At 39.8% G+C, this 13,687-nt stretch carries 12 protein-coding genes; 6 read left to right on the top strand and 6 right to left on the bottom strand.

The genetic code is table 11. The annotated features are described in order from the left end of the window. The first annotated feature begins 7 nt into the window (after positions 1-7). Genes AC504W_RS18710 through AC504W_RS18700 form a run of 3 tightly spaced genes read left to right on the top strand, consistent with a single transcriptional unit; the run spans position 8 to position 4,240 of the window. Complete coding sequence (locus AC504W_RS18710) at positions 8-820, top strand: SDR family oxidoreductase (RefSeq protein WP_494873746.1); 813 nt, start codon at positions 8-10, stop codon at positions 818-820. Positions 821-863: 43 nt separating this feature from the next. Continuing rightward, positions 864-1,802: a cation diffusion facilitator family transporter gene (locus tag AC504W_RS18705; protein WP_494873745.1), complete on the top strand. Its 939-nt coding sequence runs from the start codon at positions 864-866 to the stop codon at positions 1,800-1,802. A 44-nt stretch (positions 1,803-1,846) separates the two neighbouring features. Further along, positions 1,847-4,240 carry a glycoside hydrolase family 15 protein gene (locus tag AC504W_RS18700; protein WP_494873744.1) on the top strand — a complete coding sequence of 798 codons (2,394 nt, stop codon included), beginning with the start codon at positions 1,847-1,849 and terminating at the stop codon, positions 4,238-4,240. Between the two features lie 188 nt (positions 4,241-4,428). Here AC504W_RS18700 and AC504W_RS18695 read toward each other — a convergent pair whose 3' ends face one another. From AC504W_RS18695 to AC504W_RS18685, 3 genes are all read right to left on the bottom strand, one after another. After that, positions 4,429-5,664, bottom strand: a complete 1,236-nt coding sequence (locus AC504W_RS18695) for an LL-diaminopimelate aminotransferase (protein ID WP_494873743.1) — start codon at positions 5,662-5,664, stop codon at positions 4,429-4,431. 208 nt (positions 5,665-5,872) lie between these two features. After that, positions 5,873-8,050 carry a Z1 domain-containing protein gene (locus AC504W_RS18690; protein WP_494873742.1) on the bottom strand — a complete coding sequence of 726 codons (2,178 nt, stop codon included), beginning with the start codon at positions 8,048-8,050 and terminating at the stop codon, positions 5,873-5,875. Positions 8,051-8,057: 7 nt separating this feature from the next. Further along, on the bottom strand, positions 8,058-8,543 hold the full coding sequence (locus AC504W_RS18685) for a hypothetical protein (RefSeq protein ID WP_494873741.1): 486 nt from the start codon (positions 8,541-8,543) through the stop codon (positions 8,058-8,060). 66 nt (positions 8,544-8,609) lie between these two features. On the opposite strand from AC504W_RS18685, the gene AC504W_RS18680 reads away from it, so the two are divergent. Next, positions 8,610-8,747, top strand: coding sequence for a hypothetical protein (locus AC504W_RS18680; RefSeq protein ID WP_494873740.1), 138 nt, complete (start codon positions 8,610-8,612; stop codon positions 8,745-8,747). A gap of 66 nt (positions 8,748-8,813) precedes the next feature. On the opposite strand, the gene apcB is transcribed toward AC504W_RS18680, so the two are convergent. Next, on the bottom strand, positions 8,814-9,323 hold the full coding sequence (gene apcB / locus AC504W_RS18675; protein ID WP_193892047.1) for an allophycocyanin subunit beta: 510 nt from the start codon (positions 9,321-9,323) through the stop codon (positions 8,814-8,816). A 358-nt stretch (positions 9,324-9,681) separates the two neighbouring features. Here apcB and glnA point away from each other — a divergent pair, with 358 nt between their 5' ends. Then, entirely contained in the window at positions 9,682-11,097 is a 1,416-nt protein-coding gene (glnA, locus tag AC504W_RS18670; RefSeq protein WP_096578813.1) for a type I glutamate--ammonia ligase, read from the top strand. An 81-nt stretch (positions 11,098-11,178) separates the two neighbouring features. Here glnA and gifA read toward each other — a convergent pair whose 3' ends face one another. Continuing rightward, positions 11,179-11,379 (bottom strand): glutamine synthetase inactivation factor IF7A, encoded by a 201-nt coding sequence (gene gifA, locus AC504W_RS18665; RefSeq protein ID WP_096578811.1) that lies wholly within the window; start codon positions 11,377-11,379, stop codon positions 11,179-11,181. A 299-nt stretch (positions 11,380-11,678) separates the two neighbouring features. Here gifA and AC504W_RS18660 point away from each other — a divergent pair, with 299 nt between their 5' ends. Beyond that, complete coding sequence (locus AC504W_RS18660) at positions 11,679-12,578, top strand: ferritin-like domain-containing protein (RefSeq protein ID WP_494873739.1); 900 nt, start codon at positions 11,679-11,681, stop codon at positions 12,576-12,578. Between the two features lie 38 nt (positions 12,579-12,616). Here AC504W_RS18660 and AC504W_RS18655 read toward each other — a convergent pair whose 3' ends face one another. After that, positions 12,617-13,369 (bottom strand): Uma2 family endonuclease, encoded by a 753-nt coding sequence (locus AC504W_RS18655; protein ID WP_494873738.1) that lies wholly within the window; start codon positions 13,367-13,369, stop codon positions 12,617-12,619. Positions 13,370-13,687: the final 318 nt, after the last annotated feature.

Genomic DNA, 13,687 nt, shown 5'->3' with positions numbered 1-13,687 from the left:
AAACATTATGAGCTATTCTTCTTACCTGCTTAAAGGTCAAAAAGCACTTGTAACGGGTGCTAGTTCTGGCATTGGCGAAGCTATAGCTCGTTATTTGGCTTCCTCTGGTGCAGCTGTCGCTATTAACTATCATTCTGAAGCCGAAGAAGCTGAAAAAATAGTTGATGATATAAAAGCAAATAATGGTGAAGCTTTTGCCATTCAAGCTGATGTCAGCCAGGAAGACCAAGTAAAGGCGATGTTTAAACAAACACTTCAGCAATTTGGAACTATTGACATCTTAGTGAATAATGCAGGTTTGCAAAAAGATTCACCTTTTGTAGATATGACCCTCGACCATTGGAATAAAGTAATTGGGGTAAACTTAACAGGACAATTTTTATGTGCTAGAGAAGCCGCAAAAGAATTCTTACGTCGAGGAGTGCAACCGCAGATTTCATCTGCGGCAGGTAAGATTATTTGCATTAGTTCAGTGCATGAGGTGATTCCTTGGGCGGGTCATGTTAATTATGCTGCTAGTAAAGGCGGTATTCACATGATGATGCAAAGTATTGCCCAAGAACTAGCCCCCCATAAAATACGTGTTAATAGTATTGCCCCTGGTGCAATCAAAACTCCTATTAATAAATCAGCTTGGGATACCCCACAAGCTGAGGCGAAGTTACTCCAACTAATTCCGGCAAAACGAATCGGAGATGTAGAAGACGTTGCCAAAGCCGCAGTTTGGTTAGCTTCTGATGATTCTGATTATGTCAACGGTACAACTTTGTTTGTAGACGGTGGCATGACTTTATATCCAGGTTTTACAGAAAATGGCTAGAAAGTGCTGAGTATTGAGTAAACATCTTAATTCCCAATCCCTCATGGCATCAGATTCATCTAAGAAAACTATTTTTGCGGCGATGGGTGCTAATTTAGCGATCGCTATTACTAAATTTATCGCTGCTTACATTACCAATAGTTCAGCGATGATATCTGAGGGTATTCATTCACTAGTAGATACTGCCGATCAATTATTACTGGTGCTGGGAATTCGTATGAGTCAAAAGCCAGCAGATGATAGCCATCCCTTTGGTTATGGACAAGAACTTTACTTTTGGACTTTAATTGTTGCTATCTTCATCTTTGCCATTGGTGGAGGAATGTCTATTTATGAAGGCATAACTCATTTAATTAACCCCAGCCCCTTAGAAGACCCGATGTGGAATTATATTGTGCTAGGTTTAGCAATCATATTTGAGGGTTTATCTTGGACTGTGGCTTTAAAGGAATTTCTGCCAACTAAGGGTAATCAAACTTTTTGGCAAGCAATTAAAAACAGTAAAGACCCTACAGTATTTACAGTATTATTTGAAGACTCTGCGGCAATATTAGGTTTGATTGTAGCTTTAATAGGCATTTTCTTAGGGCATTTATTTAACAATGTTTATTTTGATGGTATTGCCTCAATCATTATTGGCATTATTTTAGCTGTAGTTGCAGTATTACTAGCAAGAGAAAGTAAAGGATTATTAGTTGGTGAAAGTGCTAATCCTCAAACTGTTGCCAATATTCGCTCTTTATCAAAAATAGAACCAGGTGTACAAGAAGTTATTCGCGTGTTAACCATGCAGCTTGCGCCGCAAGAAGTATTGCTCAACTTAGAAATCCAGTTTGCTAAAAATCTCACAGGTGAGGAAATAGCATTAACTGTCGAGAGATTAGAAACCAAGATTTGCCAAAAACATCCAGAAATAAAACAAATTTTTATTGAAGCTAAATCCTTAAGTGCAACTCGCAAATCTTCAACAATTTCTCAATAAATGCAGAATCTCTAAATAGCTAAAAAGCTACTCAAAGCTAAATCATGAAAATTCCTAGTCAAGAAAATGCTTTTGGCTCACCAGGTATTGAGCCGCGATGGACTCATGCAAATAAAGATGCAGTAGGGACAGCTTACTCTACTTCTAGTCGGGTTTGGTTTACCGTTTGGAATGGGATTTTGACTGAAATCTACCATCCCACAGTAGACAGACCCCAAATTCGGGATTTACAGTATCTCATTTCTGATGGCAAAAGCTTTTTCCACGAGGAGAAATGCCATCTGCAATCAAAAGTAGAACATCTGTGGACTCATGGTTTAGGATACCGCATCACTAATTGTGATCCACAAGGGCGTTATACCATTATCAAAGAAGCGATCGCTGACCCGCATTTATCCTGTATTTTACAGCACACAAAAATCACAGGAGAGCGCAAGTTTATTGACCAACTCCATTTATACGCTTTGTGTGCGCCACATTTAGAAGTCAGTGGTAAAAATAATAATGGCTACACAGTAGAAGTAGCTGGACAAAATATTCTTGTAGCAGAAAAAGGCGGAACTTGGCTGGCGCTAGGTGCAACAATCCCGTTTACTTGTGTTTCCTGCGGCTATGTTGGTCAAAGTGATGGCTGGACAGATTTAGCTGATGATTTCCAAATGGATTGGGAATTTGACTCTGCTGTGGATGGTAACTTAGCTCTGACAGGAAAACTAAATTTAGAGCAGAGTAACGAGTTTACTTTAGGGTTGGCATTCGGCACAACTCTACATAATGCAATTTCTACATTGTTTCAGTCCCTGAATCTGCCTTTTGAACAGCAGAAGCAGCAATATAACGAACAATGGAAGCGATCGCGCAGCGATATCAAATCATTAGAAAATGTTTCTTATGATGATGGGAAGTTGTATCACAACAGCGTTAGTTTGTTGTTGGCACATGAAGACAAAACTTATCCCGGTGCTTTAATTGCCTCTCTCGCCATCCCTTGGGGTGAAGCCAAAGATGACCAAGAACAAGGAGGATATCATTTGGTATGGACGCGGGACATGGTGAGCAGTGTAGCAGGTTTAGTGGCGGCTGGGGAAACAGATACAGCAGTGCGATCGCTCATTTATCTCGCCACCAGCCAGCAGGAAGACGGAGGTTTTGCTCAAAACTTCTGGGTTAATGGCGAACCCTACTGGACAGGTATCCAACTCGATGAAGTCGCATTTCCCATTCTTTTAGCGTGGCTTTTACACCAAGAAAATGTACCACTAAACTTTGATATTTATCCCATGATTTTGCGGGCAGCGGGTTATTTAATTCGTCACGGCCCAGTTACCCAACAAGAACGATGGGAAGAATGTAGCGGCTATTCACCTTCTACACTCGCTTGTAATATTGCTGGCTTAATCTGTGCAGCTAACTTTGCTCGTGAGCGTGGCGACAAAGCAACAGCACAATTTATCGAAGAGTACGCCGATTTTTTAGAATCTCATATTGAAGACTGGACAGTTACTACCGAAGGAACCTTAGTTCCTGACATCAAACGGCATTATATTCGGATTACTCCATCAGATATCAATAATTCTCAACCTAACGAAAATCCCAATCAGGGAACTATTGTGATCAGCAGTCAACCACCTGGTAAACGAGCAGTATTTCCAGCCAAAGAAATTGTCGATGGCGGGTTTTTACAACTGGTACGTTATGGAATTCGTAAACCTGATGACCCAATTATTGTTGATTCTGTCAAAGTAATAGATGCAATCTTAAAAATAGATACACCTGTTGGTTCTTGTTGGCATCGTTATAATTACGACGGCTATGGACAGCAAGAAGACGGCAGTGCTTATACAAGGTGGGGTAAAGGTCGTGCTTGGCCTCTCTTAACAGGAGAAAGAGGACATTATGAATTAGCTGCTGGTGGTGATGTCAAAACATATATCAAAGCAATGGAAGGATTTGCTTCAAATACTTGTTTGCTTCCAGAACAAGTTTGGGATGAAGTCGATAAACCTGATGTGCATCTGTATTTAGGCAAACCAACAGGTTCCGCAATGCCTTTAATGTGGGCGCACGCTGAATATATCAAACTGTTGCGGTCAACGCATGAAGGTCAGGTATTTGATTTAATTCCAGAGGTGGCAAATCGATATTTAGGCGAAAGAAAGCAATGTAAATCATTAGAAATTTGGAAATTTAATCGTCAAATAGGCAAGGTTAAAAGAGGTTATACATTGCGAATTCAAGCTTTAGTATCTTTTCAATTGCACTGGTCAAATGATAATTGGCAAACTACACAAGATACGCCTTCTACTTCTACAAAGTTAGGAGTTAATTTTGTAGATATTTCTGTGTCCGACAATCAAAAAGAGTCAATCAGCTTTACTTTTTTTTGGATTGATAGCAACAAATGGGAAGAACAGAATTATAGCGTTGCAATTGATTAGCTATAGCTAATCGTCATTTAAGTTGCACCATGTTCATGGTAATAAAAGCTGCAAACCCTCTCCCCTGCCCCCCTGCGGCCTCAATGTGCAAATTAAATGCTTAACAGCTTATAGCGGCAACTCTTTGCGCGGCAGTCGCTTCAAGACGGCAGAGCCGCCTAACGCGCTGCCTCGCCCACCACAAATTCCTACACCTTAAACTTCTCCGTAATTCGCTTCATGGCTTCTTCGACATTTTCCCGGCTGTTAAATGCAGAAATGCGGAAGTAACCTTCACCCGCTGCACCAAAACCAGAGCCAGGTGTACCAACTACATTGCAAGTATGCAGCAATTTATCAAAGAAATCCCAACTAGAAAGACTATTGGGAGTTTTCACCCACACGTAAGGCGCATTGACACCACCATAAACAGCCAGTCCCGCGGCTGTGAGTTTTTCTCGAATAATTTTGGCGTTTTCTAAATAGAAACTTACCAAAGCCTTTGTTTGTGCTTGTCCATCTTCAAAATAAACTGCTTCAGCACCTCTTTGCACAATGTAGGACACGCCATTGAACTTGGTGGACTGGCGGCGGTTCCAGAGTTTCCACAGTTCCACATCGGAACCATCTGCGGCTTTGGCTTTTAAAGTTTTGGGTACAACAGTTAAAGCGCAACGCGTTCCCGTAAAACCTGCATTCTTAGAAAAAGAACGAAATTCGATCGCACAATCTCGCGCACCCTCAATTTCGTAAATAGAATGAGGTAAGCTCGGATCTGTAATATACGCTTCGTAAGCTGCATCAAAGAAAATAATTGAACCGTTGGCTTTGGCGTATTCTACCCAAGCTTGCAGATGTTCTTTAGTTGCAGTTGCACCAGTTGGGTTATTGGGAAAGCACAGATAAATTAAATCGACCTTTTCCCTCGGAATTTCCGCCGTAAAGTTATTTTCTGCGGTCACAGGCAGATATACTAAGCCCTCAAATTCGCCTTTATCATTGGCTGATCCTGTGTGTCCTGCCATCACATTAGTGTCTACGTATACAGGGTATACAGGGTCAGTAACAGCAATGATGTTGTTGTTACCAAAGATATCAAGAATATTACCTGTATCGCACTTGGAACCATCAGAAATAAAGATTTCGTCAGCGTCTATAGCTGCGCCGCGTGCGTGGAAGTCGTGAGCAGCAATTTTTTCTCTTAACCAAGCATAACCTTGTTCTGGGCCGTAGCCTTTAAAAGTTCCGCGATCGCCCATTTCTTCCACAGCTTTAATCATCGCCGTGCGGCACGCTTCTGGTAAAGGTTCGGTCACATCGCCAATTCCCAAACGAATAACTTTAGCATCAGGGTTAGCTTCCGCAAAAGCATTTACCCGCCGCGCAATTTCCGGGAACAGATAACCAGCCTTCAACTTCAGGTAGTTGTCGTTAATCGTCGCCATATTAGATAGTGAAATACGCACTACAACAGCTTACAGCTAATTGCTCTTGACGATAGCAGTCTGTCATAACTCGATTATTGATTCACTAACAGTCACTAAACTCACCAGTCTAAACTAGTCTCTGCACTATGACGTTAGAAGCACATCAATTTAAACTTACTAATAGTGAATAGAATTACTATTTAACTTAAAATAGCAGTTTTATTGATTACTCATCTTCTGCATAATTAAACATTAAAACAAATTTTTGTCTAGGTAATACTAGCATAGGTAGGTAGATTGGATGATCATCCCACCCCTTATTTTGTTTTTCTCCTTTCTGATAGCAAATAATTAACGTAGGAACATCAGTATATTCTTGTTGAGCTTTTATTGACCACCTACCTGAACCGAATCCGAACATCCATTGAAACGGTTCTTTTCTAGCCATATCTAATCCTTGATTATGATTTCTTTCACCTCGTCGAACATTTAAACGTCCTTTTGTCATACCTTTCGATTTCATGTCTGTCAAACCTTTGATTATACGTTTATCTTCCCATTTTTCCGAAGGTACATGATGACTTTTCGTATAACCGAGTATTTTAATGATAAAATCTATATCTACTTCATCATATAGATCATTATCTTGATAATTAATTAAGAGTTTTTCAATCTCTGCAAAATTTTGCTCAATTTCTTCTTTTTTATAAGCTGGATTCTGAGGAAAAACTAACGAACCTGGGACTAATACATCAATAACTGATGGATCTAAAACATTAGAGCGGGTTGGTTTTAAATTTCCTCCTATCCAGACAGGTTGAAGTTGAATATTATGAATGTCATCTCCTATTGCTTGACGCATTGATTCATCCGCTTCGTGAATAGAGCGAAAAGAATTTAGTATATGTTCAGGTACAAAAAGACGGGTAACATCTTTCAGTTGTGGACGATAACCATACATTCGAGCATGTTGATGAACCGTATCTACCATTTTTTGTTTTGCATCACGTCCATAATAAGTTACCATTAAACCTTCAATTGTAACTCCCCGACCCAACCTATTACCTCCTATTAATATGTTCATACCCGGATTATAATTAGGTTGTTTGTCAGGATTATTTGCATTGATTATTTTAGGGGTAATTACACTACCAATTTGGCTTTTCAATTCATCTATTAATTCATCTAGTGTAGGTAAGCCAGAGGCAGTTTTGCTTAACTCTTCATAAGCTTTTTCTAACCATTTTTTAGCTTGTTTATTTTCTGTTTCGGAACTTTTTTCTCTAATCGCCTTATCTAAATTAATCACAAATTGACCAATAACTTTTTCTAAAACACTATGTATATCTTGTTTATAACAAATATGAGCAAGAAAGGAATATTTTGCATCTTCTTGATCCGACGATAACATTTTGTAAGTTGAACCTAAAAAGAAGCAACACAATGCAAGTCTTAATCCTTCCGGAATTATCCATTGGTTCCCAGGATTAATTGAACCTTTTTGTTTCTTCAATAGGTTAATTTCTTCAGCATCTACAATACAAGAATAGTTACTGTGCTTAGTAAAAAATAACTCTCCTCCCATATAACCATCTCCTGGCTTTGGCAGTGCTGCACAAAATTTTGGTTTACAGGGATGAGAGAGTTTTTGTAATAATAAACTCTGAGGAGTTGCAGTGATTTGAATATAGATATGATTAGCAACTTCTTGACGAATTAGACCTATTTTTTCAAAAATTGCACTATCTGAAATCGTATCTTTACCTTGTCTAGCTTGTTTAGATTCATTCGTATTTAAACTAGCATTATCTGCTTCATCATCAAAAATTACTGTAGGGACATATTTGACTTTAGCTTTTTTTAAAACCTTGAATAAATTTTCTAAGTGATGAACATTTTTTGTAGAGACTAATACGATACCTCTATCCTTGATATAAGGGATAACTTTAGTTTCTGCAAAATAGTCAGGGTCTTTTTTCCATGCTTCCCAATCAAAAAAAGCAGGGCCTTTAATTTGATTGTTAAATCGATCAGCCGTTTGTTTTCCTAACCAAGTATTATCAGATGTTAAGACAATAAAACAACGAAAATTATTTTCATGAGCCAGTGCTAAAGTTGCAATAGTTGTATTAGTTTTACCACTTTGAACTCGACCATAAATAAGTCCTGTTGTACCATTTGGAATAGGGTCTTGTCCTTTATAAAGTTGACCGACTAAACCTGAACTATTTTTTCCAACATCACCAATACCAAAGTTTTCCGAATAAACATTGACACAATTTTGAACAACTTCAATAGCGGTTTCTTTAAGCTTATTTGCTTCTTTCTGCCCAATTTTTTTCTCTAATTTTTTAATTAGTCTATCAATACAGTCGCCATTGATTTCAATAGGAGTATGTGTCATAAGTTTTTTATGCTGATAAAATTGCATCCGGCCAATTATTTTGAGGTATTGTCCGCTCTAAAGGAACTCTCCCTGTACCTTTAACATAATAGCTTCCTCTTAGTTCTCGCTTCACAGAAATACGCTGATTTGCTAAACCCTCATTTTGATCCAGTATTGTCCATAATTGTTCTTCTGATAGACAACAAATCCCATCTCGATGACAAATTAATGCTATAAAAAGTTTGATATCAGGATAGCTTTTATGAAAGCTTATCAGCGCAAATTCTTCCTGTGAACTGAAGCTAAATGACCAAGAAGAATTGGGCTTTTTCGATATTTTAAATAAAATAGCGGATTGTTTATTTTTACTTTCAGTGAGATAAAGAGATGGATGAATGCAAGATAAATAACTTATGGATATATAAGGTGTTCCTTTGAGAAGTCGGAGAAAAGCTGCACCGTGCAAAAATTCTAGATCATTAATGCTCATGAAACTATTGGCATTAGTCATACACTATGTATTATAGTATACTTTATAAGCATAGTATTTTTGTTCAAGGAATACCTGCTGCTAACAATGCTTGAACAACTGCGACATGATAGATATTTCTCACAGGCATCAGTTGAAGATTACTCCTTAAGTGCAATAGCTGTAAAAAAAGCGATCGCTCTTTCTCAAAAACAAGAGGCGATCGCTTTACAAAAATTTAGATAACAGACATACACAGTAGCAATAAAAATACAGATGACTAGTTATTAGTCTCTGTTTCATGCTCGGCTTTTAAACATCCTGCTCACTCAACTCGCGGGTGATGTGGTCAAAAGGCTCATCCACAAAAGCAGTATTAGCGACACCTGCTGCTGCTACTTGTTCCTTGACCATATCCTTCATTAACTGGACACCGCGAACTGTTGGGCCAATGGGTACTCCTAGAGAATTGTAAGTTTCTCTCAAACCTTGGAGTACGCGCTCATCTAAAACATTGGTGTTACCAGCAACCAGCGCATAAGTAGCGTAGCGGAGATAATAGTCCATATCCCGCAGACAAGCTGCATAACGACGAGTTGTATAGGCGTTTCCACCAGGACGAATCAATTCTGGTAGTTCTTCAAATAATTTAGAACCAGCCTGCTTGACAATTGCAGCTGCATTTGAATTGATCGCAGCAGCAGCTTGTACCCGCGCTGTACCACTTTCAAAATAAGATTTCAGACTGTCGATCGCATTCCGGTCAAAATAACGTCCAGCTACGTCATAATTCTTAATTAAACTTGTGACTGCATCGCGCATTCCTTTTTCTCCCAATCGTTGCTTTCTATGGTTTGATATTTATTTGGCTGCACTTACGCACCAGTAAATTTTTGTGCTATTTAAAATAAGTTCTGCACAAAAACAATCTATCCGCTATTTAAGGATTCTATGCCAAAGTTGTCCCCGATGAAATGAACTTTCCAGTTTTGTACAGATGACGTGCGAAAGGTTAATATAACCTGTAATCCAGAGAATCTGTAACAAAAACTACATAATTCTCTAATCTCAAATCTTTACGATAATCCAGGTGTGTCACAACTTGGTGCGGATCAGTAGGGTTAGAATGCTTTGGCAGATTCTGGTTTTACAATAGGAAATTGGCAGAGAAGGAGTAACAATGACAACCCCACAAGAAGTCTTGAAGTTGATCCAAGACCAAAACATTCAGATGATTGATCTGAAATTCATCGATACACCAGGAACATGGCAGCACTTGACCGTGTACCATAACCAAATCGATGAAAGTTCTTTCTCTGATGGCGTACCTTTCGACGGTTCCAGCATTCGGGGTTGGAAAGGTATCGAAGAATCAGACATGACAATGGTGTTAGATCCCAACACAGCTTGGATTGACCCATTCATGGCAGAGCCAACCCTAAGCATAATTTGTAGCATTAAGGAACCCCGCACAGGGGAATGGTACAACCGTTGCCCACGCGTTATTGCCCAAAAAGCTGTTGATTATCTAGTTTCTACTGGTATTGGTGATACTACTTTCTTTGGGCCAGAAGCTGAATTCTTCATTTTTGATGATGTCCGCTTTGACCAAACTGCCAACTCCGGCTACTACTACGTAGACTCTGTAGAAGGTCGTTGGAACTCTGGTAGACAAGAAGGCCCCAACCTAGGTTACAAACCACGCTTCAAAGAAGGTTACTTCCCAGTTTCGCCAACCGACAGTTTCCAAGACATTCGGACAGAAATGTTGCTGACAATGGCACAGTGCGGTGTCCCCATTGAAAAGCAACACCACGAAGTTGCAACTGGTGGTCAGTGTGAACTCGGCTTCCGCTTTGGTAAGTTAATTGAAGCGGCTGACTGGCTAATGACCTACAAATACGTCATCAAGAACGTCGCCAAGAAATACGGCAAAACCGTTACCTTTATGCCAAAACCAATTTTTGGCGATAACGGTTCTGGTATGCACTGTCACCAGTCCATTTGGAAAGATGGCAAGCCTTTATTTGCAGGCGATAAGTATGCTGGTTTGAGTGAAATGGCACTACATTACATTGGTGGCATTCTTAAACACGCACCAGCACTATTAGGCATCACTAACCCCACAACCAACTCCTACAAGCGTCTCGTACCAGGTTATGAAGCACCTGTTAACTTGGCTTACTCCCAAGGAAACCGTTCTGCTTCTGTGCGTATTCCTCTCTCTGGCACAAACCCCAAAGCAAAACGCCTAGAGTTCCGTTGTCCAGACGCTACTTCTAACCCTTACTTGGCATTTGCAGCCATGCTTTGTGCTGGCTTGGATGGTATCAAGAACAAAATTGATCCAGGTGAGCCTTTAGATAAGAATATTTATGAACTGTCTCCAGCAGAACTGGCGAAGGTTCCTTCTACTCCTGGTTCTCTGGATAAAGCATTGGCAGCCTTAGAGAATGATCACGCTTTCTTAACCGAAACAGGCGTGTTCACAGAAGACTTCATCCAAAATTGGATTGACTACAAACTGGCTAATGAAGTTGAGCAGTTGCAGTTACGTCCTCATCCTTATGAGTTTTATCTCTATTACGACTGCTAATTATATTCAGTAGTGATTTTTCACAGCCACCTTGAGAGGTGGCTTTTTTTATGAGTTAACGCTATTGACAACTTTTTTAACCTAGCTCATCGAAGCGTTACTACTGCCATAAATCGTCCGTGCAGTTTGGTCTATCTTGCCTTGAATGGGATTCCAGTAATTGGATGCTTCTTCAGGAAGACCGAGTTCTTGTGCAGCCCGCATCAGCATTGATTGTTGACGGTTTTTAACTTGTTGATGTTGACGCACCATCAATGCACGAGATTTTTCTTGAATAGACATACTTCAGTCCCCCTTAAGGTTTTAGTTATATATTTTTAGCTGATAGTCCTTTCATTTATGAATATAACAAAAAAACTGTAGCTTAAGTTACCGTTTTGTTTTTTATAGGCTAAATAAAACAAATCTTAATATTTGCGAGCCTGTAATGAGTATTATTGTGTGGCTCAGATTCGTAAAAGTCAGGAATTGCTGATATTCTGGCTCATGGTCACTTTTACAAAAAATCATCATTCTGGTTTCCGGCAAGGAAGAAAAAACTGAGATAGCATCAAAAATGACAGTTAATAAAACTTCATACTATGACAGTTACTTACCCACGAAAATTCCAGAATAGTCTAGGTGCAAGAGATATCTTAAAACGGGTAGTTAGCGATCGCGAACTACATCTAATGACCCTCAACCGCTACCGCTACAGCGAACAACGGAGCTGCAAAGACCTAACCGAGGTAATTGAAAAACTAAACGGACAGCCACGAGAACTAGTGCGAGATTTATCACATCACATTGCTGATGAAGCGCGTCACGCTATGTGGCTAACTGATTTATTAGTAGAACTGGGAGCCGATGTTGGAAATCCCCCTGGAATGCCTTATATCGATGAATTTGAATGGCTGCTAGATAAAAGTAATCACGACCCAAAAACTAACTTGGATGACACCATAATTGCTGGAATGGCAGCAATCAACATCACCGAAAAACGCGGCTGTGAGTATTTCTCTGCCCACATTTACGCGTTAAAGCAAGCACCACAAACCGAAGAAAACATCAAAATCCGCGAAACCATCGAAAAAATCCTGCCAGAAGAAGCCGGACACGTCCGTTGGGGAAACCGTTGGTTAGCCCAAATAGCCGATAAAAGTCCAGAACATCGGCAAAAAGTTGAGCAAGCCAAGCGTAAATATGCCGCCATTGAACAAGCCGCCTACGAATCAGGTATGGATATTACCCTAGGCGCAGAACTGCGCCGCGTTACAAGGCTGGTAGAAGTGGCAAACACTATGCCATTGTGGGAACGTCCCCAGTACCTAATGGAACGCCTACCACAAGCTTTACTTGCCCCTGAATTGCAATTTACCAGAATTCAAGCAGCGCAAAAAGCTTGGCAGCGTAACCCACAAGAGTTTATGGATAAGTTTGTGCCAATGTTCATCAACGGCATTAAAAAGAACGAGATAGAAAAAGAGAAAACTAGCGTTTAAATAAGTAAGGGCGAACATCTGTTCGTCTTTAATGGCTATTACAAAGGTGGCAAATTATTGGGGTCGATACCCTGAGATGCTAAATAAGCCATCAATCGTTCTTTTTGCTGGCGTTCTTGTTCAGCGCGTTGGTGTTCCTGTTCAATTTTTTCTACAGCCCACGGTAATAAATTGCCTTGTGTGTCCCACCAGCGCAACCAATAACCTGTTCGAGCTTCTTTCGTACCTTGCCAAGTTCCCAAATATAAATTCATTGACGCAACGAAATAACGACCGTTTTCGTCGGGTAGCTGCAACTCATAACGTTTATTTTCCAGTTGGTAAAATTCTAATAAACCACCATCTGGTTCAAAAACAATGTATGTGGGAACTTGCAAAATTTGCTCATAAAAAAACCATCTTCCTGGCGGATAGGTGCGCTTGACAGAATATTCACCGCCTTCAGTGTCGGATAAAAATTCCATCACAACAGTCGGCACATCTCCTTCTAAATTAGAAGTATAACTTTTGCGATCGCTCAGAACTTGATTAACAGCTGGAACATAAACCCAATCAGGTGCTTTGAGAATTAATTGTCCATTGACAGTCGCACAAAGACCAAAATTCGAGGCTATCAACATCTGTGGTTGGATGAATCCACTAATTTCTAGGCTTTCACGCAAAGCACCAGCCAAAATTGGCTGATTGGTATTCTCCACAGGTTCATCCTCTAATTGATAATCATCGGGCAACGTTTCCCAAGAGATTACCATTTCAGCTGGCGATTGAGCTTCACTGAGTTGGGTTGCCATAACACAGCATCAATATTAGTTTGTTCTTATGTTATCGCTCTCTGTACAGGGATGAAGCGATCGCACTTATACTCTGGCTAGATGCAGATTTCTCCGCCAGGTTAAAAAATATTTGAATGAGATGCCCTTGATTTTGAAGTGTAAAATCTCAAAAAATTATCTGATTCAAGGAATAGGTGATGTTATAAATTCAGCACGGTTGCTTGGTGTTGCTAATGAAAAGAGGCAAACACTTTCTAGAACAAGACTTTAAGGATGGAATACTGAGAGAATATTAAATTTTTTTCGGGATTTATTAAGATTATTTCGCCACAAGCT

The organism is Nostoc sp. C96 (assembly GCF_059384975.1).
The sequence above is the reverse complement of the archived record's forward strand: the minus strand, read 5'-3'. Positions and strand labels throughout refer to the sequence as shown.